A 25,522-nucleotide genomic window follows, 5' to 3' on the forward strand; every position below is an offset into this window, starting at 1 on the left:
CTTGGTCGTCAGTCGGCTGCCAAGATCTTCACGCCGAGCGTCTTGAGCTGCTCGACGACCGCCTCGTGGGGGTCGGCGTCGGTGATCAGTCCGCTGACCTTGGCCCAGGGCAGGACGCGGAACCGCGAAGCCGTGCCGATCTTCTCGGAGGAGGCGAGGATGTAGGTGTCCGCGGCCCGCGCGGCGAGTGCGCGCTTCATCGCCGCTTCCTCGGCGTCTCCAGTGGTCAGTCCCTCCTCGGGGTGTGCGCCGGTGACGCCGAGCAGGCAGAGGTCGGCGGAGACGTTCTGCGCGGCCTCGACCGCGGCGGCACCGCAGGCAACCGCCGAGTGCTTGAAGATGCGGCCCCCGAGCAGGAAGAGCTCCGCCTGCGGATGGTCGAGCAGGGCCGCAGCGATCGTCGGGCTGTGGGTGATCACGGTGCAGTCGAGATCCCGCGGGAGTGCGCGGGCGACGGCGAGGGCGGTGGTGCCACCGTCGAGAATCAGCGTGCCGCCCGGCGGCACCAGCCCGGCGGCCACCGAAGCGACCTTCTGCTTGCCGTCGGGGGTCACGGCATGCCGGGCGGCATAGTCGACCACTGCCGGCGAAACGGGCAGTGCGCCGCCGTAGACCCGCTGGCACAGCCCCTCGGAGGCGAGATCGCGGAGATCGCGCCGCACGCTGTCCTCTGAAATCCCCAGACTTGCCGCGACGTCCTTGGCGACGATCTTGCCCTCGTTCGCGAGCAGACCGAGCAGGTGATCGCGCCGTTCAGCAGCCAGCATCCGTACTCTCTCCCGTTCTTGCACGTTTCTGCATGTATCGTAGCGCGCCATGACCGACAAGCCGATGCTCATCCTGATTGCCGGGCCCTACCGCTCCGGCACCAATGGCCACCCGCAGGCCATGGCCGCCAACCTCGCCCACCTCGAAGCTGCCGCCTGGCCCGTCTTCGCAGCCGGCCACCTTCCCGTGATCGGGGAATGGATCGCCCTGCCCGTCCTGCGCTCCGCAGGAGCCGGCCCCACCGACCCCCTTGCCGACCAGGTGCTCTACCCGACGGCCGACCGCCTGCTCGCTCATTGCGACGCCGTACTGCGCCTGCCGGGCGACTCCGCCGGAGCCGACCAGGACGTCGCCACCGCCCGCCACCGCGGCCTGCCCGTCTACCACGACGTCACCGAGATCCCCCGCCGCACCCCGCAGGAGACCCCGTGAAACCCCGCCCCGGCATCGACACCCCCGACCACCGTGGCCGCACCGGTCTCGACCAGGCCGGACGCAACCTGGACCGCAACCCCGACGTCGTGATCCGCGACGTCGAACTCACCTCCCAGGGCTGGCACGTCCTGCGGCGCACCACCTTCGACTACCGCCGCCGCGACGGACGCTGGGAAACCCAGGCGCGCGAGACCTACGACCGCGGCAATGGTGCCGTCGTCCTGCCCTACGACACCGCACGCGGCTGCGTCCTGCTCAGCCGCCAGTTCCGCTACCCGGCCTATGTCAACGACCATCCCGACGGCATGCTCATCGAAGCAGCCGCGGGGTTGCTCGACGCGGACGACCCGCCCGCCGCCATCCGACGCGAGAGCGCCGAAGAACTCGGCGTCACCCTCGGTCCGCTGACCCACGTCCTCGACGCCTATATGAGCCCCGGCTCCGTCACCGAACGCCTCCACTTTTTCGCCGCCCCCTACACCCCGGCCGACCGGACCGGAACCGGCGGCGGACTGGAGGAGGACGGCGAGGACATCGAGGTCCTTGAACTGCCCTTCGCCGAGGCCCTCGCCATGACCCGCGACGGACGCATCGCCGACGGCAAGACCATCTTGCTCCTGCAATGGGCAGCCCTGGAGGGCCCTTTCGCCCCCGCTTCGGCCACCGCCTGACACGGGAACTCGGCTTCGATCACGTGATGAGCGGCGCCTCGTTCCAGGGCATCGAGTTCACCGGCGGCGAAGGCCGGCTTCTGCGAGCGGACGCGCCGCAAGCGTGACGGCGTGGAGTCCGGGCGGGGTTCAATACCGGCAGCCCGAGCTGACTGGACGACCCCGGGCGTCCGGGACCACGAGAGCCGACTACACCGCGCCGGTGGCGAACAGTTCGAGGTGCCCGCACTTGGGGCAGCGGAACGCCTCTATCTGCCGCCGGGGCCGGCCCATCCGCTTGGCACCGCCGAAAATCCCCCGCTCCAACGCGCCCTCGATCCAACGCGCGTACCCGCGCGAGTGCTCGCCGGCGTCCTCGATGAAACCCTCCACCAGGCCGACAGTGCCGCAATGGGTGCACGTGTAGTTGTTCATCCCGTGAGTTTAGGAAACGGTGTCGACAGGCTGAGCGCGCCAGCCGGCGGGACGGTGTGACCACAGCCATTGCTTGTCACCTCCCCAGTGTGGCTATCGGCCTTCAGCGTGAGCGGCGCGGATCTCCTCGCGGGCTTTCCGCCCGGTAGGGCCCTCGTCCGCGGCGGGCTGGCACGGCGCCACGCATCATCCCGCCGAGAGGTCGTACGAGAAGGGCTTCTCATTCCCGTACGGCCAGGGAAGGGTAAGCTCCCCCGCCCACGCACCATCGGTGTTGGTGTACGACTGCGACACCCGCATGGTGCCTTCAAGCCACCGATCGACCCGCTGCACCGCCTCAGCACCTTTTACGCGCCCTTCTTCACCCAGCACGGCGCAGCCACCTCGTCGCCTGTGCTCCGGCGACCTCACCACCTGTACGTCCACCAACAGCGATCGGGCGATGGCAGCGCTCTATCATGGTGAGAGAGGGGACTGCGCGTACACGCGTCGAGCGGCTCGACCAGGTGTACACAGGACGAGGGCCGCGGTACCGCGCCGACACGCTCGCCCGTGCCGTTACCTCTCGGTCCTGCGACGGGGCCGAACGGCCCTGGCACTGGTCCCGGGGCCCACGGACAATGAGAAGCAGGAAACCTCCTGGGGAGGTGAGCTGCGGTGATGTACTGGGATGGCGGCTGGGTCGGGATGGCCTTCATGCCGCTGCTGTGGATCGTGCTGATCGGGCTCGTGGTGTGGGCGGTGGTCCACCTCACCCGGCGCCCCGCCGATCGTGGCGGAGGCACGGAGCACGGGTGGGCCCCCAGAGAGGCGCCGGAAGAGATACTCGACCGCCGCTTCGCCTCCGGCGAGATCGATGCCGATGCCTACAACGCGGCACGCAAGCACCTGGCCGCCCACCGGCCGAGGCCCCGGTGAACCGGCTGCACGGCCGCTGGCTGCCACTCGCCGTTCTGATCGCCGCGGTGGCCGCACTCATTGCATCGGTCGTGTGGGTGACGGGCAGCGACTTCGGACGGCCCGGCTCCCGGGCCATGACGGGTGCCCTCTCCCGCGATGGACCAGTCCGCAATCTGGCCGAAGCCGAGAGCTCGGCCCGGCGCTTCGCCGACCGGTGGGACCTGCACGTCGGCGAAGTCATGCAGTTCAGCAACGGCTATTACGCCGAACTTCTCGACCGCGGCGGCAAGGGGGCCACGGAGATCCTCATCGACCCGCGCTCCGGCACCGTCCACCTGGAGTTCGGCCCGGCGATGATGTGGAACACCTCCTACGGCATGATGCCGGCCCGCCCCCAGAACGACGGTGCCCCCGCTGTTGGGCCGAACCGAGCGATGCGGATCGCCGACCAGTGGCTGCACGAGCACCGTCCCGGACTGCACGCCGCTGAGCCTGAAGTCTTCCCCGGGTACTACACCCTGCACACCCTGCGCGACGGCCACATCACGGGGATGCTCTCGGTCAACTCGCGGACCGGCGCGGTCTGGTACCACACCTGGCATGGTCGCTTCCTCCAGATGCGAGAGCAGCCTGACAACACATGAGGCAAGGCCGGATGAACGGCGCCGAGCTGGGCGACGGCCTGCTGCCGTGGGCCTTGGGCTTGTTCGTGCTGGCGGCGGTCGCGCGGTGGATGGGGCGGCGCGCTCCGGCGGAGCCTGGACAGGGCGGCGGCACGCGCTGGTCCGCGCTGCCCGTACGGATCGTCGTGGGCGTCCTCTCGTTGGCCGTGCGGCGGGGGCGGTGGTGGAGGTCTACCGGATCGGCGACTCCGGGGCGAAGGCCGCCCGGCACGACGCCTACTCGAAGGCGGCGAAGGGGTCAGAGGGCGGCTCCTGAACCGGCACGGGCCCAGCTTGCCCAAGTCGCTCGGCAGAACGCGCCAGTTGTGCCGGCGTAGGTCGGCGAGGCCTCGGAAGAAACCGCGGTCCGAGAGAACGAGGGCGTGGTCGCTCTCGACCAGGAATTCGCTGTCGGTGACCGTCCCCACGCGCCGGGGAAGTGGAGCCGGGCCGGCCGGGTCCGGTTAGGCGGCCGGTCCGAGGGACCGGGAATCTTGGTCGTCATGTACCCGGACTCCTCGTTCGTGTCGCCCTATTGGGGCCGATCGGCACTGGTGGCCCGGCGGTTCCCGTGGTGTGCTGGAGGTGGCGGGAAGGACCCGTTGGAGACGCGGGGAAGCGGCCCGGAGCCGCGCACCGCGCAATCCGGATCCACGAGAAGCGGATGGCCCTTCCCGTCCTGTCATGCCGTTGCCGAGTCGGTGGTGCCGCGGCGACCCGCTGCCGGACGATCTCGTCCTCGACGCGTCCGACGAGGGTGTCGACCGCAGCGGCGACGGACGGCACAGTCCCTGTCGGAGTGAGGCATCGGCGACCTCGACGGCGTACGCGACCAGGCAGCCGGGCAGCTGGTCCAGCTCCCACGCCGCCTCCAGGACCTCGCCCAGTCCACGCGGGCGGAGCTCGTCGGGCCGGGCCAGTCGGCGGGCGTCCAGCTCGAGGCGGTGGATGCGGCCGGGTGTGCGCTGCTTCGAGTACGACGGTCAAGTCGGTGTGGTCCCACAGCTGGCTCAGCCGCCCCGGGTCGAGGTCGCACTCCGCCGGGGCGGTGCCGGGAGGGAAGGACCCCTCCACCGCCCGGTCGCGCAGTCGGGACAGTACGGCGCGGCCGACACCGTCGTCGTGCCGGGACGGGTCGCCGACCGCGATGATCGCGATTCGCGTAGAGGTGCACATGATGTGTCTCCCTCCACTGCGGGTGCCTCCAGCCTGCGATGCGACGGACGGGGTGCCCATGGGCCCCAGGTCCCAGGGCGGGCCCGCGCGGCCCGTGGTGAATGGCCGGTGACGCGCGCACGCTGGAGTCAGGAACCATGAAGGGAGCCGGAGCGATGACCTCCGCCACCACCATGAACGCGGCGCTCCCCGCCGAATACCGCGAACGGCTGATGCAGCTCGCCCGTGAGGTCTCCTTCGAGGCCGGGAGCCGCCTGTTCGAGGAGGGTCTGCGTGCCGACCGCTTCTGGATCGTCCGAACGGGCACGGTCGCCCTCGACCTGCACGTGCCCGGCCGCCGTCCTGCCGTCATCGAGTCGCTCGGCCACGGCGAACTGGTCGGCTGGTCCTGGCACTTCGCGCCGCACATCTGGCATCTGTGCGCCAAGGCAATGAGCCCGGTGCGGGCCTGGGAGTTCGACGCCGAAACGGTCCGGGCGATGTGCGTCGCCGACGCCGAGTTCGGCCGGGCCATCGCCGTCTGGGTCGGGCAGGTGGTCGCCCAGCGGCTGCACGCCTCCCGGATCCGGCTGCTCGACCTCTACGCACCCTACGGCAGCGGGGGTCTGACGTGACCGCCGTATCCAGGCCTGGCCCGCGTTCCGAGGAGGAGACCATGCCCGGCAGTCCGTACCGGGTGAGTGACGTGATGACGCGCGCCGTCGTGGCGGTGGCCGCAAGGCTCTGTTCAAGGGCATCGTCGAGCGCATGGAGCAGTGTCAGGTCAGCGTCCTTCCCGTGCTGGAGGGCGACGGCCGGGTAATCGGACTCGTGTCCGAGGCCGATCTGCTCCCGAAGGAGGAGTTCCGGGACAGCGATCCGGACCGGTTCACCCAGCGGCGCCGGCTGTCCGACCTGGCCAAGGCAGGGGCGGTGACCGCCGAGGAACTGATGAGTACCCCGGCCGTCACCGTCCACGCCGACGCCACGCTCGCCGAGGCCGCGCGCATCATGGCGCTGCGGCACGTCAAGCGGCTTCCGTGGTGAACGCCGAAGGCCTCCTCGAAGGCGTCGTCAGCCGTGGGGATCTGCTGAAGGTGTTCCTGCGCCCCGACAACGACCTCGCCGACGAGATCCGGCGTAACGTGCTCGACGTGCTGTTCCCGGCCCCGGTCGAGCCCGTGCACATCATGGTTGTCGACGGTGTCGCGACACTGACCGGGCGGGTCCAGGACGCCGCCCGGATCCCGCTCGCCGCCCACCTGGTGCTGGGTGTCGAGGGCGTAGTGGGCGTGGAGTGCCGACTCACCGCGGTCGGCGAGGAGTAAGCCTGCGGGGGCGCCAGACACCGCGCATGCGGCCGTCGACGAGCCGACGGCCGCATGCGCTCGGTGTTCAACCTCTGCCTCCGCTCAGGTTCCCCCACTGGGGTCCGATCTGCTTCCACTCCGCGTCCCATTCGGCCAGGCGCCGCCGGATGAGCCGGGTGCGGACCACCCATCCGGCGGCCCAGACCGCGGCGGCCGCCGGTGGGGCGACGAGGGCACCTGTCATGGCCGCCTGCAGCGTCGCCGCGGCACCGGTGACGGGTGCGGACAGCACCCGGTCCGTTCGGTCCGTCCACACGGTGACCCTGGTGCCCGCCGGAGCGCCCGGGAAGACTTTCGCCTGGCCGGTGTGCACCGAGCCGTCCGCGTCCGTCCAGCGCGCGGCGGCCCACACCCGCCCGTCGTCGTATCCGACGGTGGTGGTTGGGGTCCTCGCCGCGTCGTCGGTGAGTACGGCGGATACGGCGTGCACTCGGGCCGCGCGCGCCGAAAAACCGGATTCGACGGCCTGTGCCGCCACCACGCCCATGAGAACTCCGGCCAGTACCGCGAGCGTCCAGGTGGCGAGCACGATCCAGGCCTCGACGACATCGCTGTGCCGCCGCAGCGGGTTCCGTCGCCAGCGCCACAGCCTCACCGTGGGCGGTTTCCGTGCCATCGTCGTCGCCTCCTGTCGCGTGTCGGTGGCTCTGCCTCACGACGTGGGAACCGGGTCGGCGTCCGGGAGGTCGGGGTCGAGGTCCGGGTGGCGGGGTGGGCCGTCAGCGCACATTGCACGTCGGCCACGCCCGCTACGGCCCGGGCAAGCCGGGCGGCCAGCGGAATCAGGGCGGTTGAGTGAACCCGGCCGACCAGTGTGACGACACCATCGTGCACCTCGCCCCGGAGCGCTCGGGGGTACGTGCCGAACAGTCGTACGACGACCTCGCGCCGCACCTCCTCGGCGATGTCCTTGTCGTCCCGCAGGAAGACCTTGAGCAGGTCGGAGCGGCTGACGATGCCCTTCAGGGTTCCGTCGCGGCCGACGACCGGCAGCCGTTTGACCCGGTTGCGCGCCATGATGCGGGCAGCGTGGGCGAGGGCGTCAGGCGCCACGGTGACGGGCGGGGCGTTCATCAGCTCGCCTGCGGTCACCGCGTCCGCCTTGCGGACCTCGTCCAGGTCCCACGTCTGCCCATATCGCACGACGTCTCTGTCGCTGTACTCCTCTTTGGGCAGCAGATCGGCAAGGGAGACGACGCCGACGACGTGCTCGACGTCCTCCAGTACCGGGAGGGCGCTGACCCGCCACTCGCGCATGACCTTCACGATGTCCTTGTAGGCCGCGCCAGTGCAGGGCGACGACCCGGTGGGTCATCACGTCGTTCACGACGGTCGGAGTGCCGTTCATGGCGTCCTCCAAAGGCTTGGCTGCCGCCATCGGACACCTTCAGGCTGCGGCCTCGGGCCGTCCGAGTCATGAGCCGAGTGGGCCCGACAGGCTACCCCCGACGGCCCCGCACCCCGCCGGGGGAACGCCTACTTCGCGGGCAGCGGGACCTGCCACTCAAGCGTGGCACCACTGTTGTCTGGACTGGTCACCTTCAGCAGGCCGCCGAGCTCTTCCGCTCGCTCAGCCATGTTCCGCAGCCCGCTGCGGCGGCCGTCGGCCGGGATGCCCACACCGTCGTCCGAGACCCGCAGGCGTATTTCGCGGCCGTCGGTCGTCAGTGCCACGTCGGCCCGGCCTGCGTGGGCGTGCCGCGCGATATTGGTCAGGGCCTCGGAGAGCACCGCCACGACATGGTCGGCGATCTCGCGCGGCACGTCGGTGTCGAGCAGGCCCTCCATGCGCACGCTGGGCGCGAAGCCCAGGACCGGCACGGCCTCGCCGACCACCCTGACGACCCTGGCCCGCAGCCCGGCGTCGGTGGCGTCCTGGCGGGTCCGCAGGCCGAAGATCGCGGACCTGATGATCTTGATGGTCTCGTCCAGGTCGTCCACGGCTCGCAGGACGCGCTCGGAGGCCTCCGGGTGCTCGATGAAGCGGCCGGCGCTCTGCAGAGTCATCGGTCGCCCGGGGCCCTGGCACGTTGCGGGTCAGCTGTCGATGAGCCGAGCCGCGGTGCTGTCGGCGGCCGACGGCCTGCTTGGGCAGGGCGAAGACGAGCAGCAAGGCGGTGGCACTGAGCGCGACGTTGACGGCCACTGCGCACGCGGCGCTGTGGGCGAACGTCTTGCCGATCGCCGCTGCGCTGCGGCCGACGGCAGTGAGCGTGCTGAAGAAGACCGTTCCGGTGACGACGATGCCGATGGCGCTGCCCAGGCGTTGCACGGTGTTGATGCCGCCGCTGGCGGTGCCGGACGACTTCGACGTGAGCGGCAACAATGCCCCCGCCAGCTGCGCCCATGGGCCAGCGTTCCAACGGCGCTGACGGTGGCACGGTGACAGTGACGGGGCGTCGGATGTCCGTGGCGGTGCCCCTGCTGGGACAGTTGCGGCGCTATTCATGGCGCGGCGTGTGGGGAGATCTCGTGGCCGGGTTCGCGGTCGCGGTGACCCTGGTGCCACAGGCCTTGGGGTACGGGCAGGTCGCGGGGCTGCACTCGGTCACCGGCTTGTACACCACGGTGGCGGCGACGATGGTGTTCGCCCTGGTGACCTCCACCCGCCTGGTGGCTGTCGGCCCGTCCTCGACCACGGCGATCATGACCTACGCGGCAGTGAGCGGCCGGGCCGGCGGTGACGCGCACCGGGCGGTGGCGCTGACCGCATGTCTGGCTTTGCTCACCGGCGTTCTGCTGCTGCTCCCGGGGCGGTTGCGGGGGCTCGCCACCTTCATGTCGGGACCAGTGGTACTCGGGTACCTGGCGGGTACGGCCGTACAGATCATGACCGGTCAGGTGCCCACGCTGCTCGGCATCCACGCCTCCAGCAACCGTTCCATGGTCAAGCTGTGGCAGGTGCTCACCCACCTGGACACGGTGCATGTGGCAACCGCCGTGGTGGGGGTGGCTTCGCTGGTCGTGCTCATCATCCTGAAGAAGGCCCTGCGTGCCGGGCCCGTGCTGCGTGCCGCCCCGACGCCGGTGGTGTGCGCGGCCGCCATCGTCGTGTCGGCCGTGGCGGACCTGGCCGGTCACGGCGTGGCGTTGACCGGCGGGGTCTCGGGGGGCCTGCCCGTCCCGGCCTGGCCGGACGTGAGCGCCCGGGACGTCTGGGAGCTGCTTCCCACCGCGGCCGGCATCGCCATGGTCGCCTCCATCGAGGGCGTGGCCGTACTGCGCAGGACGGAACCCTCGGAAGGACAGGTCTCCCTGGTCAGAGAGTCGGTCGCCATCGGGGCGGCCAGTGCGGCCTCCGGCTTCCTCGGTGGCTTCGCGCCGATGGCCAGCACCCAGCGCACCCTCACCGCCCGGAGCGCCGGGGCGCACTCCCAGCTGTACCAGCTGGCCTGCGCCGGCTTCGTGGTCGTCGCCCTGCTGACCACCGGTCCCGTCATCGCGCTGCTTCCGAAGACGACGCTGGCCGCAGTCGTCATCGTGTCGGCGTCGCGTCTCATCGACGTCGCCGGGTTCAAAGAACTGCGGCAGGGCTGGCCCGCGGAAGCCATGCTCGCGCTGGCAGCCATGGCCGCGGTGTTGGGCCTCGGGGTGCTGCACGGGCTGCTGGTGGCCGTCATCCTCGCGCTGCTGCAACTGCTCCGCCGCGTCGCCTGGCCCCACAACACGGTGCTCACCGTCACCGACGACGGGGAGCCACATGAAGCCGCACCGGACGAGTCCGCCGACACGGAAGTGCTGATCTACCGGGTGGACGCCCCACTGTTCTTCGCCAACGCCAACCGTGTCCACCGGCGGATCCTGGCCCTGACAGCGGCCCGGTCGCCCTATCCACGCTATGTGGTGCTGGACACCGAAGCGGTGTTCTACGTGGACGCCACCGCAGCGGAGGTCCTGGCCCGTCTCACCACCGACCTGCGCGACCACCACTGCGAACTGGTCCTCGCGCGCCCCCGGGACACGGTTCTGGCCACCCTGCGCGCCAACCCGTACGAGAACGGCGCCACTCGTCAACTGCGCGCGTTTCCCACCGTCCGAGAGGCCTACGCCGCACTGCGGACGCGCTGACGGCCGCCGTGTCGTCACGCGCACCCCTCCGCTGCTGCCCCAGAATCGGAACGGTCGATTCCTGTGGAGGCCGGATGACGTCCGACAGTGAGGTGCGTTCCGTCTGCTGTGGTCCGTCGCGGCAGGGGCCTGCAGTGGCGCCGGTTGCATCAGCGTTCGGCCCCGGAGCCGACCCGGACGGGGCGGGCATGGTGCTTCTGGAGGGCACTTTCCTGATGGGCTCCCAGGACCGCTGGGCGGCCCACGGGGATGGCGAGGGCCCGGTCCACGAGGTGTCTCTCAGCGCCTATTGGATCGACCGGTGCGCCGTCTCCAACGCCGACTTCGGCGCCTTCTCCGCCGCCACAGGCTACGTGACGGACGCCGAGCGATGTGGCTGGTCCTTCGTCTTCGCCGGGCTGCTCCCGCCCGGCTTCCCCGACACCCGGGCCGTGGCCGCGGCCCCCTGGTGGCGTCAGGTGCACGGCGCCTGCTGGCGGCATCCCGAGGGGCCGGGGTCCGATCTCGTCCACCGCGCCGACCACCCGGTGGTGCACGTGTCCTCGAACGACGCCTCCGCGTACGCCGCCTGGGCGGGCAAGCGGCTGCCGACCGAGGCGGAGTGGGAGTACGCCGCCCGCGGCGGCCTGGAGCAGTTCGTCTTCCCATGGGGAGACGAACTGGAGCCGGGCGGGGAGCGCCGGATGAACGTGTGGCAGGGCCGCTTCCCCGACCATCACACACGTCCCGACGGCTGGTACGGGACTGCCCCGGTGACGGCCTACCCGCCCGGCGGCCACGGGCTGTACAACGCGTGCGGCAACGTGTGGGAGTGGTGCGCGGACTGGTACGCGCCGAACTACTATTCGCGCAGCCCTCGGGAGAACCCCGCCGGTCCGGCCTTCGGCACGGCACGGGTGATCCGCGGCGGCTCGTATCTCTGCCACGCTTCCTACTGCCGCCGCTACCGGGTGGCCGCCCGCAGCTCCAGTACCCCAGACAGCAGCACGGGCCATCAGGGCTTCCGTTGTGCCGCGGACGCCGGGCCCCTCGACACTCGCTGAAGGACCCGACGCCCGAGGCTGCCGTCAGTCGCGGTGGAACATGCCGATGAGTTCCTTCTCCACGTCCGTGAAGGGCTCTCCGCTGACGTCGACCACCACCTGACGGATCGTGCCACCGAGGAACTCGAACGGCGGGCCGTAGTCGCTGGAGACGGGCTGGCTGGCGTCGCGGCCGACCGCCAGGCCCTCTCCGACCAGGGAGAAGTTGCCGGGCTGGGTCTTGATGTCGGACTGGGCGACCTGACGGTCGTCCATGTACAGGGCGAGCGTGCCGTGCGTACTGCCCTGCTGGTCGCGGTCACCGGCCTGGAAAACCACCGAAAAGGTGTGGTCCCCGGGGCTGACCCGGTCCGGGGAGCTGACCTTCTGCTCCATGCGGCCGAGCCAGTTGTAGACGTAGTGGACGTGCCCGTCCATCAGGTACAGGCTGTGGCCGCCGAAGCGCCCGCCATGGGAGAAGAGCACCCCGCGGGCCTCGGGCGTGTCCAGGCGTACGTCGGCGACGACGGTGTACGACCGTCCGCGGATGTTGACCGCCACCACCTCAGGGACATCGGCACCGCCCGGGTAGTACACGTACCGGTCACGGGGCTTGGACAACTGCGGCCGGGGCGTGTTCAGGATCTCCACGGGACTGCGGTCGTCCAGCGGCAGCCCGTGGAACTTCTCCGCCTCCGCCGACCACAGCCGCTTCAGCTCCTCCAGCGTCTCGGGGTGCTGTGCGGCCAGGTCCCGGTTCTCGGAGCGGTCCTCACGCAGGTTGTAAAGCTCCCAGACGTCCTGCTCGAAATGGCTCCAGTTGGACGGAGCCGGCGGGTGCGCGGTCGCCGCGTGCCAGCCGTCGTGCCAGATCCCGCGCGTGCCGAGCATCGTGTAGAACTGCGTGTTCCGCGGCTCGGCCGCCTGCACGTCCTCGATCACCTTGCGGAAGCTGGCCCCCTCGATGGGGCTCTGCTCCACGCCCTTCACCACCCCCGGTGGCGTGATGCCGAGCATGTCGTAGATCGTCGGCACGATATCGATTGCGTGCACGTACTGGTGCCGGGTCTCGCCCCGCTGCTTGATGCCCTTCGGCCAGGCGACGATCATCGGGTCGGCGATGCCGCCCTCGTACGACACCCACCGCTTCCAGTACTTGAACGGCGCGTTGAACGCCCACGCCCACCCGCTCGCATAGTGGTTGTACGTCTTCGGACTGCCCATCGTGTCGAGGTGACGCAGGTTCTCCGCCATGTCGTCGGGCACGCCGTTGAAGAAATTCATCTCGTTCATCGAGCCGTTCGGCCCGCCCTCGGCGCTGGCGCCGTTGTCCGAGACCGCGACGATAATGGTGTTCTCCAGCTGCCCGGACTCCTCCAGGTAGTCCAGCAGGCGACCGATCTGCGCGTCCGTGTAGGAGACGAACCCGGCGAACACCTCGCCCATCCGGGCGAACAGGCGCTTCTCGTCGTCGTTCAGAGACTCCCACGGGCGGACGAAGTCCGTGACCGGCCAGGGCTGCCCGGAGGGCCCGGTGGCCTCCGGCTCGCCGTGCGGGTTGATCGGGGTCAGCTCGGTGCCCTCGGGCAGGATGCCCAGCTCGATCTGCCGCTGCAGTGTCATCTGGCGGTAGACCTCGTAACCGTCGTCGAACTTCCCCGCGTACTTGTCCGCCCACTCCTTGAAGATGTGGTGCGGGGCATGGCCCGCGCCCGGGCAGAAATACGTGAACCAGGGCTTCTCCGGGGCGATCACCTTGGCGTCCCGGATGAACTCGATGGCCCGGTCCACCAGGTCCTTCGACAGGTGGTAGCCCTGCTCCGGGGTGGCCGGCGGCTCGATGGGGTGGTTGTCGTAGAACAGATCGGGGTACCACTGGTCGGCCTCGCCGCCCAGAAAGCCGTAGAAACGTTCGAATCCACGGCCGAGCGGCCAGTGCCGTTTCGAGGACGCCAGGTTGGCCTCGTCCGAGGGGACGAGGTGCCACTTGCCCAGGGCGTAGGTGTTCCAGCCGCGCTCGACCAGCACCTCGGCCAGGCTCGCGTTCTCGAACGGGATCCGCCCGTTCGAGCCGGGAAAACCACTGGTCATTTCCGCCACGCAGGCCATGCCATTGCTGGTCGCGTTCCTGCCAGTCAGTAGGCAGGAACGGGTCGGGGAACACAGGGCGGTGGTATGGAAGTTGGTGAACTTCACCCCCATCTCGGCGAGCCGCCGCATCGCCGGCGCCTCCACCAGCCCACCGAAGAGGTCGAAGGTGCCGAAGCCGATGTCGTCCCACACCAGGTACAGCACGTTCGGCGCACCGTCCGGGGGCTGCGGCTGCTTGTACGGCTCCCAGTCCGGCACCGACTGGCGGATGTCTTCCTGGATCACACCCTTGAAGGGAATGGCCATCCTCGGTGTCTCCTTCGTCTCTCCTGCGCCGCACGACGACGGCCTCTGCCAGGGGAAACGTCCCCGGTCGGGCGGAGCAGGTAGACCGGGCCGGGCGCCAGGTCATCCCATCGGCCGTACAAGCGCTGAAGGAGCTCCGGCATGAGGTGACGATGAGCAGGACGGAGGTCGCCTGAACAAACCCGCGTGCCTCCGCGGGGCGAGTGCCGGAAGGGGCCGATACACGATGACGCACCAGCTGCGCCCTGAAGACCTCACCTTCACCGAGCGAGCCCCCTTCCGCCAGACCTGCACCCGCGAACTGCGTGCCTCCGCCGACGCGATCTTCGAGCAGCTCGCCGCGCACCCGGAGAACTGGCCCCGCTGGTTCGCCCCGGCGAACGACGTCCACTTCGAAGGCTCACCCCCGTACGGCGTGGGATCCCTTCGCCACTTCCGCCTGTATCGCGTGATCCGGGCCCGCGAACGAATCATCGCGTGGGACCCCGGCACACGCTTCGCCTATTGCGCCCAGGAAGTAAACACACTCGGCGTCTCGGCACTGGTGGAAGAGTGGATTCTGACGCCCACGGCAAAAACGGCAGACTCGAGGACGACCGTCACTTGGACCCTCGCCGTCGAGTCCAAGCCCCCCGTAAATCTGCTCCTGCGAGCAAGCCGCCACCACATCAACAAGCTCTTCATGGAATCGATACAACGGCTGGAGGCTCTCTGTCCCCGCCAATGAGGGAGAACCGACATCCCTCCGACACAGGCGGACCCAGAGCGCGGCCGGGCCCGCGACGCGGGAGGGAGCGGCTGGCGTCCTTCAATGGACGGGCGGTGATAGTAGGCATCGCGGCGACCACTGTGATCATCGCGGTGACGTCCCTCATCGTGCCTGGCCTGCCTAGGTGAGCGTCTATGAGCTGTTCGGGGAACCGGAGCGCGGTGCTGGCGAGCCGCCGCCGGCCAGCAACCGGAGGGGCCGCAGGATGATCACCGGGACGGGCGTGGCGGCGGGCCCGATTCCCCGGCGGCGCCGGCGCATCCCGCAGGTCCTGTGCAGCCTGCGGGACCGCCCTCTCGGCTGCACCGTTCTCCCAGCGGTGCAGCCACACAGTGCCGATGCACCGCGTGCCCGGACGCGAATGACAACGAAGGAGACAAGCCATGGCCACCGGCACGGTGAAGTGGTTCAACGCGGAAAAGGGATTCGGCTTCATCGAGCAGGACGGCGGCGGACCGGACATGTTCGTCCACTACTCGGCCATCGCCGGCCGTGGCTACCGGGAGCTCAGCGAGGGCCAGAAGGTCCGCTTCGACATCACCCAGGGGCCCAAGGGCCAACAGACAGAGAACGTTACCCCGGCCTGAGCAGGCAGGCCGCGGCTGCCCCTGGCCCGCGCGGGCCAGGCCGGGGGACCTCGCTACTTGTTTGGGCTCGGAGGCGCTGACGTCCGCCAAGGCGGAGTCGGTGTCGTGTTCGACCGCCAGATCACCCAGGGAGACGTTGCCGACCGGTCGGCGCTCCTCGATCACCGGCAGACGCCGCACGGACTGCTCGCGCATCAGCTCAACCGCCCGGCTGATGTCGTCATCGGGGAAAGGCTGACCAGCTGCTCGCTGCACGCATGCGTGCTCGCCGCATCGGGTCCGACCGTCCCCGACGAGAGCCGATTGGCCCCTCCAGCGAGGACGCCTGCCGCCGCACGCTGAAGGTGCCGCGGGCGTGTCACGCACAGCCGCGTGGTTCGCAGCCGGGGCCGGGAAGCGGGTCTTGCGCGGCGAAAGCTGGAGGGTGAGGCGAGGCTCATGGACGAGACACTGCCCCTCGGTCGGATCGCCGGCGTGCGGGTCGGACTGCACTGGAGCGTCCTGGTCATCGTCGCTCTGGTCACTGTCGCGCTGGCGCACGGCCGTTTCCCCGCCGGCCACCCGGGTCACTCCGCCATCGCGTACTGGGCGCTCGCCGTAGTGACCGCTGTCGTGTTCCTCGTCTCGTTGCTCGCGCACGAGCTGGCGCACGCCGTGGTCGCCCGCCGCAACGGCGTCCAGGTGGAGGGCATCACCTTGTGGATGCTCGGCGGCGCAGCCCGGTTGCGCAGCGAGGCCCCGTCGCCGGCCGCCGAGCTGCGGATCGCCGGCGTGGGTCCGCTCACGAGTCTGCTGGCCGGTGCCGTGCTGGCCGGTGCCGCCGTCGGACTGGACGCGCTGCACGCGTCCGGGCTGGTGGTCGAGGCAGTCGCCTGGCTGGCCGCGATCAACGTCCTGCTGGCCGTGTTCAACGCGCTTCCCGCCGCCCCGCTCGACGGCGGGCGGCTGCTGCGGGCGTACCTGTGGCACCGCACCGGTGACCGGCTGAAGGCCACCCGGGACACCTCGGCGGCTGGCCGGGCACTGGGCTGGTTCATGGTGCTGACCGGATTCGCGGACGTGCTGTTCGCCGGAGACGTCTCCGGCCTGTGGCCCGCATTGATCGGCTGGTTCCTGATCACCGTGGCCACCGCGGAGGCCCGGCAGGCGCAGATCCGGGGCGTACTGGACGGCGTCCCGGTCCGCCGAGTCATGACACCCGACCCGGTCACCGTCCCGGCGACGGCGAGCCTCTCCGACTTCCTGGCCGAGGGCCCCTTCGGCCCCTACCGGCACTCGGCGTTCCCGGTTCTGGCGGCGGACGGTTCGCTCGCCGGCCTGATCACCGTGCGGCGCCTGGAGGTGACACCACCGCAAGCGCGTGCGAACACGACGGTCCGCGACGTGATGCGCCCGCTAGGCGAGCTCGTGACAGCCACTCCGGAGGAGCCCGTGCTCGACCTGCTTCCTCGCCTTGAGGAAAGCCCTGTGCGCCGTGCCCTGGTCCTCGACAACGGCCGTCTCGTCGGCATCCTCACCGTCGCGGACATCACCCGCGGCCTGGCCTGGCCGACCGCCGCCGGACATCCCGGCCGCGCTGGGCCGCGCCGGCATCATCCGGAGCATTCGAAGGAGAAGTGATGACCGACACGATCCTGCCCACAGTCCCGCCCGTCCCGCTGCCACCCGGTCGCGTGGAGGTGCGCCCCTTCGGGAACCAGGCATTCACGGTAAAGATGCGGGGCCACGCCCTCCTCACCGACCAGCCCCTCGATACGGGTGGTGACGACAACGGCCCCACACCCGTCGAACTGTTCGTCGTCTCACTCGCCGCGTGCGTCGCCCACTACGCGGGACGCTTCCTGGAACGCCACCATCTCGACAGAGAACGCCTGGGTGTGACAGCGGAGTTCACGATGGCCGACGACCTGCCCGCCCGGGTGACCAACGTACACCTGCGCATCACGGTGCCGCCGGAGCTCAGCGCGGCCAGGCTCGGCGCGCTGCGTGCGGTGGTCGACCGCTGCACGGTCCACAACACACTGCGCCAGACGCCGCGGGTCACTCTCGAGTTCGGCTGACCGTCTTTCCGACGCCGACTCGCGGAGTGTCTCACGAGAGCCGCGACTGCCCGACCCCCGATGCTCAGCTGTTCCAGCTCCACTCGGCGCCTCCGGTAAGTCAGTTCCGTGGACACGAATCCAGGCGTGGTGGCGGGTGCGGACGTCGGCCACGGCCTGGCCGTACGCCGGCGGCGCGCAACGGCCAGGCCCGGGACACGGTCGATGACGTCCATGACGAGGCGGTAGCGGTCGAGGTCGTCGCGGACGACCATGTCGAACGGAGTGGTCGTTGCGCCGGACTCCTTGTAGCCGCGCACGTTCAGGTTCTTGTGCCCGGTGCCGCGGTAGGCGAGGCGGTGGATCAACCACGGTAGCCGTGGTAGCCGAAGATCACCGCTTTGTCGGCGGTGAACAGTCCGTCGTACTCGAAGTCGGTCATCCCGTGCGGGTGTTCCTCGTGGGGCAGCAGCCGGGTCATGTCGACGTTTCGCTGTAGCTGCCCTCCAGCCAGGAGCCCGCGCGGACGGCCGATCCCCCGTGGCCCGGGCTCCAGGCACAGAGGGCGTCGAGTCCGGGCGCCCTGATGACGCGGTTGAGATGGGTGTACACGAGGTTCAGGCCGGGCGAAGTACCCCGGTGACCGATCAGCCGCGGCTTGATGTGCTCGGGCTTCAGCGGCTCGGTGAGCATCGGGTTGGCCATGAGGTAAATCTGACCCACTGCCAGATAGTTGGCGGCGCCCAGTGTGCGTCCAGGGCGCGCAGTTCCTGGTCAGTGAGTGTGGTGGCGTCCGGGCGGGCGGCCTGGGGCATGAGGGCTTCGGATGTCGTCTTCGGTTGTCGGAAAAGTTCGCCGGTGTTGTCAGGAAAGTCCGGGTACGACGGCCACCGGGCACACCGCGTGGTGCAGCACCCCGTGGGTGACACGGCCGAGCTGGAGTCCGAAGTGGCCCAGGCGGCGCCGGGCGCCAATGACCAGCAGGTCAGCGTCGTGAGAGGCGGCCAGCAGGGCGTCGCGGGCGTGGCCCTCGACGGTGTGGCGGTGCACTTCGAGGTCGGTTGGGGCGTCTCGGAGGGCCTCCTCCACCGCCTCTACGGCCAACTGCTCGAAGACATGTGCCGGCTCCCCGACAAGCAGCGGGTGGCCGGTGGTCGCGTGCGCGGGGCGCCGCCAGGCCCGTACGGCTTCCAAGGGGACTCCACGCAGCACGGCTTCCTCGGTCGCGAACCGTACAGCGGCCGAGCCCGCCGGCTTCTCGCCGACGCCGAGGACGATACGGCCTCGCGTTCCGGAGCGGGCCTGGTTGTCGTGGCTGCCGCGCAGCACGATCACCGGGCAGTGCGCGTGCCCGGCGACCGTCAGGCTGACGGAACCGAGTAGCGCCTCAGCAATCCCGCTGCGGCCCCGGCACCCCAGGGTCACCGCGAGGGCAGTGCGGCTCTCTCGTACGAGTCCGTACTCCGGCTCCTCAGGCAGCACGTCGGTCGTGACCTTCACGCCGGGTTGACGGTGCTGGGCTCGATGTCGGGCGGCGCCGACCACGTCCTGGGCCATCACCTCCTCCAACGGCTTGCCGAGTTCCTGGGCGAGCAGGGCGCCTTCGTATCGTTCCCAGAGCGAGGCGTACACCAGCCGGAGCGGCGCCCTGCGCAGGGCGGCCTCGTCAGCCGCCCAGTCCACAGCCCGCAGGCTCGGTTCGGAGCCGTCGACGCCTACGACGATCGGAAGGTCCATCGTGCTCACCGTCCCGTGCCGGGGTCGAAGGGCTCCTCGACGGCCAGGGGCCCGCCGAGCACCCGCACGACTACTGCCTTCATGGGTTCTCCTCCTCCAGTGAGTCAGTCGTGCGCGACCACGGCAACAGGGGCGACCACGTGGTGCAGAACGGCGTGGGCGACATGGCCGATGTGGGCACCGAGAGGGCTGGTGCGGATACGCCGGCCGACGACGGTCAGGGAAGCGTTGACGAGGACCTCCGCGGCACTACCGCAACGGCTCGCCTCGATCACCTCGACGTTCGGGTACTTCTGCAGCCAGGGACGCAGTACCTCGGTCAAGACGGTGGCCTGCCGGCGCTCGAGCGAGTCGTAGAGTTCGGCGTCACCGGAGAAGCGGTAGAAGGAGGTGGGCGGCTCGGGCCAGGCGTGTACGACCCTCAGTGAGGCGTCCCGGCGCACGGCGGCGTCGAATGCGAACTCCAGAAGCGTCTCGTCCGGGTGGTCGGTGTCGAGGCCGACGACGACGGGCCGGAAGGCGGCTGCGGCCGACGGGACACCCGCAGGGTCCGTCTTGCGTTCGTCGGCTGCCTGTTCTCCGGCCCGGACCAGTACCACCGGACGTGCGGCGTGGGCGATGACGGCCAGGCTGACCGAGCCCATGACGAAACCGCCGACCCCGCCGAAGCCGCGTGAACCGAGCACCAGCAGCTCTGCGGCGTCCGCCGCCTCGGCCAGGGCCTCGGCCGGCTTGCCGGTGACCCGATCGGTGATCACCTCGATACCGGGGTGGCGCAGCCGGAGGCCCTCCGCCGACTCACGCGGGATCCTCTCGGTCCAGTCCTCGTCGGTCTCGCTGCCGAGCAGTATCTTCTGGGCCCCAGGCACGGTCTCAAAGACATGCAGGAGCTTCAGCGGCTCGTACGACGCGGCCTGACCGACCTGCTCGACGCCGAACCGGACATCCATGTGGTCGGCGACGCGGACACCGCCGAGCACGCCCTCGCCCGCAGCCCCACAGTGCGCCCGCACGTCGCCGTACGCCTTCCCGACGGCGACGGCATCACGGTCTGCCGCGAACTGCGCGACCGGATGCCGGAACTGGCGTGTCTGATGCTGACCTCCTTCGGCGACGAGGAAGCGCTGTTGGACGCGATCATGGCCGGAGCTGCAGGCTACGTACTGAAGCAGATCAAGGGCTCCGACCTCGTCTCTGCGGCCCGCGCCGTCGCCTCGGGACAGTCGGTGCTGGACCCCACCACGACCGCCCGGCTCATGCACTCCCTGCGGGCCGACCCGGCCACGACTCCCTCACTGCCGCCCGAGCCGGCCGACCTTTCGCCCCGCGAACGAGACATCCTCGCCCTGATCGGCGACGGCCTCACCAACCGCGAGATCGGCAAGAGGCTGTACCTGTCCGAGAAGACCGTCAAGAACCACATCTCGCGGCTGCCGGCCAAGCTGGGCGTGCAGCGCCGGGTCCAAGCGGCGGTCCTCGCGTCCCACCTGGAGCCTCACGACTCCGGGGAGCGCTCGGACCGCTGAGGGTGTGGTACCGAAGGGTCAGGCGGCGGTGAGGAGGTTCTTCACCTCGACCACGTCGGCAATCTCCGCGACCTCGGACACCAGCCGGGTTCCCGTCGCCGACGGCACCCTCCCCGCCAGTTCGACGATGCCGTCGTGCACAGTCACCTCGACGGCCTTCAGGTCGCCAGGCGAGCAGACGGCCCGGATCCTGTCCTCGACCTCCGCCTGTATCCCGACGTCGTCCCTGATCAGGGCCTGAAGCAGCGCGTCGCGGCCCACGACGCCGACCAGCCGGCCCTCGCGGTCAGTGACCGGGATGCGCTTCAGGCGGGACAGCGCTGCGAGCCAGGCGGCCTCGGCGACCGTCGCGCCCGGCAACACCGTGATGGCGGGGCTGGTCATCAGATCAGCCGCCGTCTCGCCCCGGGCCTTGCCGTGCAAGCGCCGCTCCCGCAGCCCGCCGACACGCCCAGGTCGGTGACCGGAGGCTTCGAACGCGATCTTCGCCAGCAGATCCGACTCCGAGACGACTCCCACCACGAGGTCCTCCGCGTCCACGACCGGGACGGCACCGACCTGCTCGCGCGCGAGCAGGCGGGCGATCTCCCGGTACGGCAGGTCGTCCCGCAGTGAGGCGGCGGGCACGTCCATCACGTCCCGCACCAGCGGCAACCCGGCGTGCGCTGAGCCAGGCTGTCGCGAGGACGGTGCGGTCTGCGGTGCCTGGCCCGAGGACGTATCGCTCACCGATGCCGACAGCGGCTGCTCTCTCATCCCCGCTTGCTTGGTCGCGGCGACGGCCACGGCGCCCAGGTAGCGCACCAGCCTGTCCTGCCGTGCGGTCTCGCCCGGGCTCCAGGGTCGGGAGGGCAGGGATCGTCGGGCATCTGCCCCCGTGGAGTAGTTCTGGTGCTGGTTCACGGCGGCCTCCGGACTCTGTCGGGTTGCCTACCGTTCCAGTCTCCCGCTCTGACGCTCCCCGCCTAGTGCCGAATGGCTCTGGTGGGACGGCGTGACGGCCCTATCCGGTGCGCGGCGGGACGGGGACGGTGAAACTGAAAGAGCAGCCGACCGGCAGGAGGCTGGCCGATGAGCCTGCGGGACTTCCTGGAGCGTTTCCGTCCGACCGGTACGCCGGGAGCGGCCGCCACTGGCGTGCCCGCCGACCGGGCAGCGGAGCGTGCCGCGGAACTGGAGCCCGCCCTCGGACGACTGGCGGCCGTTCAGCAGGAGGCCGCCCGCATCCGGGCTGCCGCGGACGAGGCGGCCGAAACGATCAGACAGGACGCCTCGCGCGAGGCGGCGAGCATCGTGGCGGCTGCCCGGGAGCAGGCTCCCGAAGTACGACGTAAGGCCGCGGTACCTGGACTGCAAGACGCGCTCCGGGAGGCGGACGCCGTCCGCGCCGCCGGCAACCGGGACGCTGAGGCGGTTCGGGAGCGGGCCCAGGAGTGCATGCCCGATCTGGTGGAACGCGCGGTGGCCGACGCCCTGCGCCTGGCGACCGGGGCGGGCGCGGCGCCATGAGTGCGGGATGGGTGGCCGGAGCGGTCCGGGCACGGGCCCTGGCCGACCAGTACCCGGGTGCCGCCGGAGCGCGGGAGATCGCGGCATGCGCAACCCTCGACGAGGCCCTGCAGCAGCTTGCCGCGACGCCGTACGTGAAGTACGCGCGAGCGACAGCCGGACTGAGGGAGGCCCAGCGGGCGGTGTCCGCCACACTGCTGTGGCATCTGAGAGTGCTGGCGGGCTGGCTGCCTCGGGGCGGGGCCCGCCTGCTTGTCGCGCTCGCCTCGGGGTTCGAGGTTGCCAACGTGGCCGCCCGGCTGTCCGCGCCGGACGGTCGTGGCACGGGCGTCCTGGAGCCGTACCGGCTGGGGGCACTGGAGACCGCTTGGCGTCGCCTGGACGATGCCGGGACTCCGGCGGAGATGCGCGCCGCGCTCGCCGCCTCCCCATGGGGCGATCCGGGCGGCGACACACCATGGGCCCTGGTCACCGGCATGCGGATGGCTGCCGCACGGCGCACCGCCGTCGCCGTACCACAGGCCCGCGACTGGGCCGTCGGACGCGCGGCCCTGCTGACGGCACGTGAACTGTTCGTACACGGCCGCTCCCTGCCGGAGCCCGTGCGGCGCAACGCTGCCCGGATCCTTGGGGCGCGCGCGCCGGCTGCCGCCTCCTACCAGGAGTTCCGCGAACGCCTGCCGTCTCCGGCCCGTCGGCTCCTGGGTGACGTCGAGGAACCGGACGGACTGTGGCGGGCGGAGACGCAGTGGTGGCGCTCGGTCCGGGACGACGGCGCCGCCATGCTGCGCGACGGCCGGTACGGGCCCCGCGTGGTCGTCGGCGCGGTCGCGGTGCTGTCCGTGGACGCCTGGAGGGTGCGGGCGGCCCTGGAGTCGGCGGCCCGAGGCGGGCGGCTCGGGGAGGTGTTCGATGCCCTGGCCTGAGGCGATGGCGCCGGTCCGGATGTGCCGTGTGGCGGTGGTCGTGCCGCGGACGGCGCTGCGGGATGCCCTGGTGCGGATCGCCCAGGCGGGCTGTGTGGAACTGGACCGCGCCGAGGAGACGGCCCTGGGCCCTGCGGCACTGCGGCTGCGCCGCGTTCAGGGGCGCAGCGAGCACGCCGGGCCACGGACCCGTGGCCCGGCCGTCCTGGCCGTCGCCGCCCCCGATCTGGACCAGCTCGAAAAGCAGCAGGACGTGGGTCTTTTGGTCGGCGAGGCCCAGTTGGAGGAGCGTGCGGAGGGCGCAGTACGACGAGGGGAGGTGGCAGCGCTCGCAGGGTGGTGCCCGGCGGCGGAAGTGCCCCGCGTCGCGGAACGGCTGGCTGCGGCGGGCGGCGCGCTGCTGCCGTTGCCGTCCCCGCGCGGCACCGATCCTCCGACGCTGCTGCGGCCCGCCGGAGCGATCTCGTTCACGCCGCTGGTGACGACATACGGCACACCGCCGTACACGGACCTGGACCCGTCGTGGCCGGCAGGCCTCGCGTACGTCGCGATGTTCGGGATCATGTTCGGTGACGTCGGCCATGGGGCGCTACTGCTCCTCGGAGCGCTGGCGCTGCGCCTCGGACGGCCCCGGCGGCTTGCCCCACTGCGCCGGCTGTGGCCGTTCCTCGCGGGCGCCGGGCTGGCCTCCGTGCTCGCGGGCGCCACCTACGGGGAGTTCTTCGGGCCGACTGGCCTGCTGCCGGTGCTGTGGCTGGCCCCGTTGGACGCCCCCGCCCGCCTGCTGGCCGCCGCGGTGGTCTTCGGGGCTGGACTGCTGGCGCTCGCGCATGCCGCCGGTGCCGTCAACCGTGTGCGCGAGAGCGGCTGGGGCTCGGGTTTGTACGCGGCGTCCGGCTGTGCCGGGTTGCTGTTCTATCTGGGGCTCGCGCTGGCCGCCGTCGGCCTGGTTCTGCATGTGTCCCCTCCTGCGGTGGCCGGGGCGGTGCTCGCGGTCGCGGGGCTGTCGCTGGTGGCGCTCGGCCTGTTTCGCGCCACCGCGGGAGGCGGCGCAGGACTCGCCGAGACGGTGGTGCGGCTTTTCGACGTCGTCGTGCGCACGGGCACCAACACCCTGTCGTTCGCACGGCTCGCGGCCTTCGGCCTCACCCACGCAGCCCTCGCCGACCTGGTGTGGCGCGGCACCACGAGCCTGGCCGGTCGCGGAGCGGCCTGGGTGGTCGGCGCCGCGGTGCTCTTCGCCGTGGGGACGGCCCTCACCTTCGGCCTGGAGGCCCTGGTGGCCGGGGTGCAGGCCCTGCGGCTGGAGTTCTACGAGCTCTTCTCCCGGCTCTTCGAGACGGAGGGCCGTCCGTTCCGTCCCTGGCACGTTCCGCCGGCGGAACCTGCCGACGCGCTCCTACGAAGGTGATCCCATGCTCACCTGGCTGATCGTCTTGCCGGTCCTCGTGGCGGTGCTCGGTGCCGTACGGCTGCTGCGGCAGCGCCGCACCAGACACGCGTTCCGCTGGCTCCTGGCGACGAACCTCGCCCTGCTGGCGGGCGCTTGCGTCGTCCTGGCCACGTCACTCGCGGGGCCCGCGCAGGCCTCGGCCCAAGCCGCAGCCTCGGGCAGCGTCAACGGCTCCGCCCTGATCGGGGCTGCCATCGCGGTGGCGGGGGCCTCGATCGGGGCCGCCATCGCGGTCGCCTACACGGGCGCCGCCGCGCTCGCCGCGCTGAGCGAACGCCCGGAGATGTTCGGCCGGGCGATGGTGATTGTCGGCCTGGCGGAGGGCATCGCCGTGTACGGGCTGGTGGTCGCGATCCTGCTGATCGGAAAGGCATGACCATGGGGACCGTGGCCGCGATCGGCGCGCAGACCAGCGTGAGCGGGCTGGCCCTGGCCGGAGTCGATGTACGGGTGGCGGAGGACCCGGAGGCCGTGCGCCGGGCCTGGCAGGACCTTCCCAGCTCCGTCGGTCTGGTGATCCTGACGGCGTCAGCCGCTCAGGCGCTCGGAACCGCAGTCACAGAGCCGGACCCGTCCCGGCCGCTGACGGTGGTGATGCCCTGATGACGGCATCCATGGACGCGCTGGACCCCGTACGCGCCGAACTGCTGCGAGCGGTCCGGGCAGAGGCCGAGGCCGTCCTGGACCGTGCGCGGGCCGACGCCGACGAGACCCTTCGCCTCGCGCGCGGCACCGCGGAACAGGTTCTGGCAGAGGCCCGGGACCTCGGTGCCGCGGACGGGCACACCGCAGCCGCCCGGGAGCGGGTCCGCGCGGTCGAGGACGCTTGGAGCCTGGAACTCGCCGCCCGTGCCGAGGTCTACGCGGACCTGCAGGCCAAGGTCCGTGCGGGTGTGCGGAAGGCACTGGCTGGGGGGACTGTCCCGATGGAGCGGCTCGCGGAGACGGCGCGAGCCCTGCTGGGAACCGACGCGCGGGTGTCCGTCGCACCGAGCGGCGGTGTGACCGCCGACGTGCCCGGACGCCACGTCGACCTGTCCGCGGACACTCTCGCCGACCGAGGCCTCGAACGGATGGGCTCCCAGGTCGAGAGCCTCTGGAGGCAGCCGTGACC

General features: G+C 70.8%; 26 protein-coding genes and 5 pseudogenes. 20 read left to right on the forward strand and 11 right to left on the reverse strand.

What is annotated here, in order from left to right; genetic code table 11:
- Nucleotides 1–8: 8 nt before the first annotated feature.
- Entirely contained in the window at nt 9–767 is a 759-nt protein-coding gene (locus ACIRVH_RS16280) for a DeoR/GlpR family DNA-binding transcription regulator (protein ID WP_403953931.1), read from the reverse strand.
- Between the two features lie 49 nt (nt 768–816).
- Here ACIRVH_RS16280 and ACIRVH_RS16285 point away from each other — a divergent pair, with 49 nt between their 5' ends.
- Both ACIRVH_RS16285 and ACIRVH_RS16290 read left to right on the forward strand, forming a co-directional pair.
- Nucleotides 817–1,200 carry a DUF4406 domain-containing protein gene (locus ACIRVH_RS16285; protein WP_403953182.1) on the forward strand — a complete coding sequence of 128 codons (384 nt, stop codon included), beginning with the start codon at nt 817–819 and terminating at the stop codon, nt 1,198–1,200.
- The gene (locus tag ACIRVH_RS16290; protein ID WP_403953184.1) at nt 1,197–1,874 is read left to right on the forward strand and encodes an NUDIX domain-containing protein; all 678 of its coding nucleotides are present in this window, start codon (nt 1,197–1,199) and stop codon (nt 1,872–1,874) included. Before ACIRVH_RS16285 ends, ACIRVH_RS16290 begins: the two co-directional genes overlap by 4 nt.
- A 189-nt stretch (nt 1,875–2,063) precedes the next feature.
- On the opposite strand, the gene ACIRVH_RS16295 is transcribed toward ACIRVH_RS16290, so the two are convergent.
- Nucleotides 2,064–2,288 (reverse strand): hypothetical protein, encoded by a 225-nt coding sequence (locus ACIRVH_RS16295; RefSeq protein WP_403953187.1) that lies wholly within the window; start codon nt 2,286–2,288, stop codon nt 2,064–2,066.
- Between the two features lie 660 nt (nt 2,289–2,948).
- Between ACIRVH_RS16295 and ACIRVH_RS16300 the strand changes: the two genes are divergently transcribed.
- The 4 genes and pseudogenes from ACIRVH_RS16300 (at nt 2,949) to ACIRVH_RS16315 (ending at nt 6,333) form a co-directional block, all read left to right on the forward strand.
- Nucleotides 2,949–3,206, forward strand: a complete 258-nt coding sequence (locus ACIRVH_RS16300; protein WP_403953189.1) for an SHOCT domain-containing protein — start codon at nt 2,949–2,951, stop codon at nt 3,204–3,206.
- Nucleotides 3,203–3,832, forward strand: coding sequence for a hypothetical protein (locus ACIRVH_RS16305; RefSeq protein WP_403953192.1), 630 nt, complete (start codon nt 3,203–3,205; stop codon nt 3,830–3,832). Before ACIRVH_RS16300 ends, ACIRVH_RS16305 begins: the two co-directional genes overlap by 4 nt.
- A 1,349-nt stretch (nt 3,833–5,181) precedes the next feature.
- Complete coding sequence (locus ACIRVH_RS16310; RefSeq protein ID WP_403953194.1) at nt 5,182–5,640, forward strand: Crp/Fnr family transcriptional regulator; 459 nt, start codon at nt 5,182–5,184, stop codon at nt 5,638–5,640.
- Nucleotides 5,641–5,681: 41 nt separating this feature from the next.
- Nucleotides 5,682–6,333, forward strand: a pseudogene (locus tag ACIRVH_RS16315) (CBS domain-containing protein).
- Between the two features lie 67 nt (nt 6,334–6,400).
- Here ACIRVH_RS16315 and ACIRVH_RS16320 read toward each other — a convergent pair.
- The 3 genes and pseudogenes from ACIRVH_RS16320 to ACIRVH_RS16330 all read right to left on the reverse strand — a co-directional run.
- Nucleotides 6,401–6,991, reverse strand: coding sequence for a hypothetical protein (locus tag ACIRVH_RS16320; RefSeq protein WP_403953196.1), 591 nt, complete (start codon nt 6,989–6,991; stop codon nt 6,401–6,403).
- The gene (locus ACIRVH_RS16325) at nt 6,967–7,632 is read right to left on the reverse strand and encodes a CBS domain-containing protein (RefSeq protein WP_403953199.1); all 666 of its coding nucleotides are present in this window, start codon (nt 7,630–7,632) and stop codon (nt 6,967–6,969) included. The genes ACIRVH_RS16320 and ACIRVH_RS16325 overlap by 25 nt, the downstream gene beginning before the upstream one ends.
- A gap of 219 nt (nt 7,633–7,851) precedes the next feature.
- Nucleotides 7,852–8,382: pseudogene (locus tag ACIRVH_RS16330) on the reverse strand (sensor histidine kinase); the annotation flags it as partial.
- A gap of 110 nt (nt 8,383–8,492) precedes the next feature.
- Here ACIRVH_RS16330 and ACIRVH_RS16335 point away from each other — a divergent pair.
- The 3 genes from ACIRVH_RS16335 to ACIRVH_RS16345 all read left to right on the forward strand — a co-directional run bounded on the left by ACIRVH_RS16335 (nt 8,493) and on the right by ACIRVH_RS16345 (nt 11,486).
- Complete coding sequence (locus ACIRVH_RS16335; protein ID WP_403953202.1) at nt 8,493–8,747, forward strand: hypothetical protein; 255 nt, start codon at nt 8,493–8,495, stop codon at nt 8,745–8,747.
- A 31-nt stretch (nt 8,748–8,778) separates the two neighbouring features.
- Entirely contained in the window at nt 8,779–10,443 is a 1,665-nt protein-coding gene (locus ACIRVH_RS16340; RefSeq protein ID WP_403953205.1) for a SulP family inorganic anion transporter, read from the forward strand.
- Between the two features lie 74 nt (nt 10,444–10,517).
- Complete coding sequence (locus ACIRVH_RS16345; RefSeq protein ID WP_403953206.1) at nt 10,518–11,486, forward strand: formylglycine-generating enzyme family protein; 969 nt, start codon at nt 10,518–10,520, stop codon at nt 11,484–11,486.
- Nucleotides 11,487–11,510: 24 nt separating this feature from the next.
- Here ACIRVH_RS16345 and ACIRVH_RS16350 read toward each other — a convergent pair whose 3' ends face one another.
- Nucleotides 11,511–13,862 carry a sulfatase-like hydrolase/transferase gene (locus ACIRVH_RS16350; protein ID WP_403953208.1) on the reverse strand — a complete coding sequence of 784 codons (2,352 nt, stop codon included), beginning with the start codon at nt 13,860–13,862 and terminating at the stop codon, nt 11,511–11,513.
- 226 nt (nt 13,863–14,088) lie between these two features.
- Here ACIRVH_RS16350 and ACIRVH_RS16355 point away from each other — a divergent pair, with 226 nt between their 5' ends.
- The 4 genes from ACIRVH_RS16355 to ACIRVH_RS16370 all read left to right on the forward strand — a co-directional run bounded on the left by ACIRVH_RS16355 (nt 14,089) and on the right by ACIRVH_RS16370 (nt 17,278).
- Nucleotides 14,089–14,589: an SRPBCC family protein gene (locus ACIRVH_RS16355; protein ID WP_403953211.1), complete on the forward strand. Its 501-nt coding sequence runs from the start codon at nt 14,089–14,091 to the stop codon at nt 14,587–14,589.
- A 425-nt stretch (nt 14,590–15,014) separates the two neighbouring features.
- Nucleotides 15,015–15,218 (forward strand): cold-shock protein, encoded by a 204-nt coding sequence (locus ACIRVH_RS16360; protein WP_403953214.1) that lies wholly within the window; start codon nt 15,015–15,017, stop codon nt 15,216–15,218.
- 438 nt (nt 15,219–15,656) lie between these two features.
- Nucleotides 15,657–16,838 carry a site-2 protease family protein gene (locus tag ACIRVH_RS16365; RefSeq protein WP_403953217.1) on the forward strand — a complete coding sequence of 394 codons (1,182 nt, stop codon included), beginning with the start codon at nt 15,657–15,659 and terminating at the stop codon, nt 16,836–16,838.
- Nucleotides 16,838–17,278, forward strand: coding sequence for an OsmC family protein (locus ACIRVH_RS16370; protein ID WP_403953219.1), 441 nt, complete (start codon nt 16,838–16,840; stop codon nt 17,276–17,278). Before ACIRVH_RS16365 ends, ACIRVH_RS16370 begins: the two co-directional genes overlap by 1 nt.
- A 64-nt stretch (nt 17,279–17,342) precedes the next feature.
- On the opposite strand, the pseudogene ACIRVH_RS16375 reads toward ACIRVH_RS16370, so the two are convergent.
- From ACIRVH_RS16375 to ACIRVH_RS16390, 4 genes and pseudogenes are all read right to left on the reverse strand, one after another.
- A pseudogene (locus ACIRVH_RS16375) lies at nt 17,343–17,744 on the reverse strand (phosphoketolase); the annotation flags it as partial.
- A pseudogene (locus ACIRVH_RS16380) lies at nt 17,744–18,072 on the reverse strand (phosphoketolase); the annotation flags it as partial. The pseudogenes ACIRVH_RS16375 and ACIRVH_RS16380, both read right to left, overlap by 1 nt.
- A gap of 49 nt (nt 18,073–18,121) precedes the next feature.
- A complete protein-coding gene (locus ACIRVH_RS16385) occupies nt 18,122–18,994 on the reverse strand; it encodes a universal stress protein (RefSeq protein ID WP_403953221.1) in 873 nt (290 codons plus the stop codon).
- 104 nt (nt 18,995–19,098) lie between these two features.
- Nucleotides 19,099–19,893: pseudogene (locus ACIRVH_RS16390) on the reverse strand (universal stress protein); the annotation flags it as partial.
- Here ACIRVH_RS16390 and ACIRVH_RS16395 point away from each other — a divergent pair.
- A complete protein-coding gene (locus tag ACIRVH_RS16395; protein ID WP_403953224.1) occupies nt 19,876–20,520 on the forward strand; it encodes a LuxR C-terminal-related transcriptional regulator in 645 nt (214 codons plus the stop codon). The pseudogene ACIRVH_RS16390 and the gene ACIRVH_RS16395 overlap by 18 nt on opposite strands.
- Nucleotides 20,521–20,538: 18 nt before the next feature.
- Here ACIRVH_RS16395 and ACIRVH_RS16400 read toward each other — a convergent pair whose 3' ends face one another.
- The gene (locus ACIRVH_RS16400) at nt 20,539–21,423 is read right to left on the reverse strand and encodes a CBS domain-containing protein (protein WP_403953226.1); all 885 of its coding nucleotides are present in this window, start codon (nt 21,421–21,423) and stop codon (nt 20,539–20,541) included.
- A gap of 168 nt (nt 21,424–21,591) precedes the next feature.
- Between ACIRVH_RS16400 and ACIRVH_RS16405 the strand changes: the two genes are divergently transcribed.
- Genes ACIRVH_RS16405 through ACIRVH_RS16430 form a run of 6 tightly spaced genes read left to right on the forward strand, consistent with a single transcriptional unit; the run spans nt 21,592 to nt 25,520 of the window.
- Nucleotides 21,592–22,029, forward strand: a complete 438-nt coding sequence (locus ACIRVH_RS16405; protein ID WP_403953229.1) for a hypothetical protein — start codon at nt 21,592–21,594, stop codon at nt 22,027–22,029.
- Nucleotides 22,026–22,955: a hypothetical protein gene (locus ACIRVH_RS16410; protein ID WP_403953232.1), complete on the forward strand. Its 930-nt coding sequence runs from the start codon at nt 22,026–22,028 to the stop codon at nt 22,953–22,955. The genes ACIRVH_RS16405 and ACIRVH_RS16410 overlap by 4 nt, the downstream gene beginning before the upstream one ends.
- Complete coding sequence (locus ACIRVH_RS16415; protein ID WP_403953234.1) at nt 22,942–24,366, forward strand: V-type ATPase 116kDa subunit family protein; 1,425 nt, start codon at nt 22,942–22,944, stop codon at nt 24,364–24,366. The genes ACIRVH_RS16410 and ACIRVH_RS16415 overlap by 14 nt, the downstream gene beginning before the upstream one ends.
- A gap of 4 nt (nt 24,367–24,370) precedes the next feature.
- Complete coding sequence (locus ACIRVH_RS16420; protein ID WP_403953237.1) at nt 24,371–24,784, forward strand: ATP synthase subunit C; 414 nt, start codon at nt 24,371–24,373, stop codon at nt 24,782–24,784.
- Entirely contained in the window at nt 24,781–25,011 is a 231-nt protein-coding gene (locus ACIRVH_RS16425) for a V-type ATP synthase subunit F (RefSeq protein ID WP_403953240.1), read from the forward strand. Before ACIRVH_RS16420 ends, ACIRVH_RS16425 begins: the two co-directional genes overlap by 4 nt.
- Nucleotides 25,011–25,520 carry a hypothetical protein gene (locus ACIRVH_RS16430; protein WP_403953243.1) on the forward strand — a complete coding sequence of 170 codons (510 nt, stop codon included), beginning with the start codon at nt 25,011–25,013 and terminating at the stop codon, nt 25,518–25,520. The genes ACIRVH_RS16425 and ACIRVH_RS16430 overlap by 1 nt, the downstream gene beginning before the upstream one ends.
- Nucleotides 25,521–25,522: the final 2 nt, after the last annotated feature.

This window comes from Streptomyces sp. NPDC101165, from assembly GCF_044768135.1.
Taxonomy (GTDB): domain Bacteria; phylum Actinomycetota; class Actinomycetes; order Streptomycetales; family Streptomycetaceae; genus Streptomyces.

What these genes read in the sequence shown, in the direction of transcription:
- ACIRVH_RS16280 (WP_403953931.1), bottom strand. Translation starts at nt 767, where the DNA reads ATGCTGGCTGCTGAACGGCGCGATCACCTGCTCGGTCTGCTCGCGAAC.
- ACIRVH_RS16285 (WP_403953182.1), top strand. Translation starts at nt 817, where the DNA reads ATGACCGACAAGCCGATGCTCATCCTGATTGCCGGGCCCTACCGCTCC.
- ACIRVH_RS16295 (WP_403953187.1), bottom strand. Translation starts at nt 2,288, where the DNA reads ATGAACAACTACACGTGCACCCATTGCGGCACTGTCGGCCTGGTGGAG.
- ACIRVH_RS16300 (WP_403953189.1), top strand. Translation starts at nt 2,949, where the DNA reads ATGTACTGGGATGGCGGCTGGGTCGGGATGGCCTTCATGCCGCTGCTG.
- ACIRVH_RS16310 (WP_403953194.1), top strand. Translation starts at nt 5,182, where the DNA reads ATGACCTCCGCCACCACCATGAACGCGGCGCTCCCCGCCGAATACCGC.
- ACIRVH_RS16320 (WP_403953196.1), bottom strand. Translation starts at nt 6,991, where the DNA reads ATGGCACGGAAACCGCCCACGGTGAGGCTGTGGCGCTGGCGACGGAAC.
- ACIRVH_RS16325 (WP_403953199.1), bottom strand. Translation starts at nt 7,632, where the DNA reads ATGCGCGAGTGGCGGGTCAGCGCCCTCCCGGTACTGGAGGACGTCGAG.
- ACIRVH_RS16340 (WP_403953205.1), top strand. Translation starts at nt 8,779, where the DNA reads ATGTCCGTGGCGGTGCCCCTGCTGGGACAGTTGCGGCGCTATTCATGG.
- ACIRVH_RS16345 (WP_403953206.1), top strand. Translation starts at nt 10,518, where the DNA reads ATGACGTCCGACAGTGAGGTGCGTTCCGTCTGCTGTGGTCCGTCGCGG.
- ACIRVH_RS16350 (WP_403953208.1), bottom strand. Translation starts at nt 13,862, where the DNA reads ATGGCCATTCCCTTCAAGGGTGTGATCCAGGAAGACATCCGCCAGTCG.
- ACIRVH_RS16355 (WP_403953211.1), top strand. Translation starts at nt 14,089, where the DNA reads ATGACGCACCAGCTGCGCCCTGAAGACCTCACCTTCACCGAGCGAGCC.
- ACIRVH_RS16360 (WP_403953214.1), top strand. Translation starts at nt 15,015, where the DNA reads ATGGCCACCGGCACGGTGAAGTGGTTCAACGCGGAAAAGGGATTCGGC.
- ACIRVH_RS16365 (WP_403953217.1), top strand. Translation starts at nt 15,657, where the DNA reads ATGGACGAGACACTGCCCCTCGGTCGGATCGCCGGCGTGCGGGTCGGA.
- ACIRVH_RS16370 (WP_403953219.1), top strand. Translation starts at nt 16,838, where the DNA reads ATGACCGACACGATCCTGCCCACAGTCCCGCCCGTCCCGCTGCCACCC.
- ACIRVH_RS16385 (WP_403953221.1), bottom strand. Translation starts at nt 18,994, where the DNA reads ATGGACCTTCCGATCGTCGTAGGCGTCGACGGCTCCGAACCGAGCCTG.
- ACIRVH_RS16395 (WP_403953224.1), top strand. Translation starts at nt 19,876, where the DNA reads ATGCAGGAGCTTCAGCGGCTCGTACGACGCGGCCTGACCGACCTGCTC.
- ACIRVH_RS16405 (WP_403953229.1), top strand. Translation starts at nt 21,592, where the DNA reads ATGAGCCTGCGGGACTTCCTGGAGCGTTTCCGTCCGACCGGTACGCCG.
- ACIRVH_RS16410 (WP_403953232.1), top strand. Translation starts at nt 22,026, where the DNA reads ATGAGTGCGGGATGGGTGGCCGGAGCGGTCCGGGCACGGGCCCTGGCC.
- ACIRVH_RS16415 (WP_403953234.1), top strand. Translation starts at nt 22,942, where the DNA reads ATGCCCTGGCCTGAGGCGATGGCGCCGGTCCGGATGTGCCGTGTGGCG.
- ACIRVH_RS16420 (WP_403953237.1), top strand. Translation starts at nt 24,371, where the DNA reads ATGCTCACCTGGCTGATCGTCTTGCCGGTCCTCGTGGCGGTGCTCGGT.
- ACIRVH_RS16425 (WP_403953240.1), top strand. Translation starts at nt 24,781, where the DNA reads ATGACCATGGGGACCGTGGCCGCGATCGGCGCGCAGACCAGCGTGAGC.
- ACIRVH_RS16430 (WP_403953243.1), top strand. Translation starts at nt 25,011, where the DNA reads ATGACGGCATCCATGGACGCGCTGGACCCCGTACGCGCCGAACTGCTG.